This is a genomic window from Shewanella sp. 10N.7 (assembly GCF_020806285.1).
Classification (GTDB): Bacteria; Pseudomonadota; Gammaproteobacteria; order Enterobacterales; family Shewanellaceae; genus Shewanella; species Shewanella electrodiphila.
Genome location: NZ_JAJGZS010000077.1, coordinates 1 through 425 on the forward strand (window position 1 = coordinate 1; position 425 = coordinate 425).

A 425-nucleotide genomic window follows, 5' to 3' on the forward strand; every position below is an offset into this window, starting at 1 on the left:
CGATACAAAATAGCTAAAAGTGAGTCAAAAATAGCTCCTAACCTGCTAAAAAGACAATTTAATGTTAACGCTAAAAACGAGGTTTGGTGTGGTGATGTCACCTACATTTGGTCTGGAACAAAATGGTTATATTTAGCGGTAGTCATGGATTTATATGCGAGAAAAATAGTTGGCTGGGCTTGTTCTGATAGTCCGAATACAGATTTGACCTGTGCAGCTTTAAGAATGGCTTTTGAAAGTCGTGGACGGCCTAAAGGTCTATTATTTCATTCAGACCAAGGTTGTCACTACAGCAGTCTTCAGTATCGACAAATGCTTTGGAAGTACCAAATCAATCAGAGCATGAGCCGTCGAGGTAATTGCTGGGATAATGCCGTAATGGAGCGTTTTTTTAGAAGCTATAAAACGGAATGGATGCCAAAGAA

1 protein-coding gene is annotated in these 425 nt (G+C 39.5%); it reads left to right on the forward strand.

Annotated elements, in window-relative coordinates; all coding sequences use genetic code 11:
- The coding region (locus tag LMH66_RS20275; protein WP_229372724.1) for an IS3 family transposase at positions 1-425 on the forward strand (425 nt) is incomplete at both ends.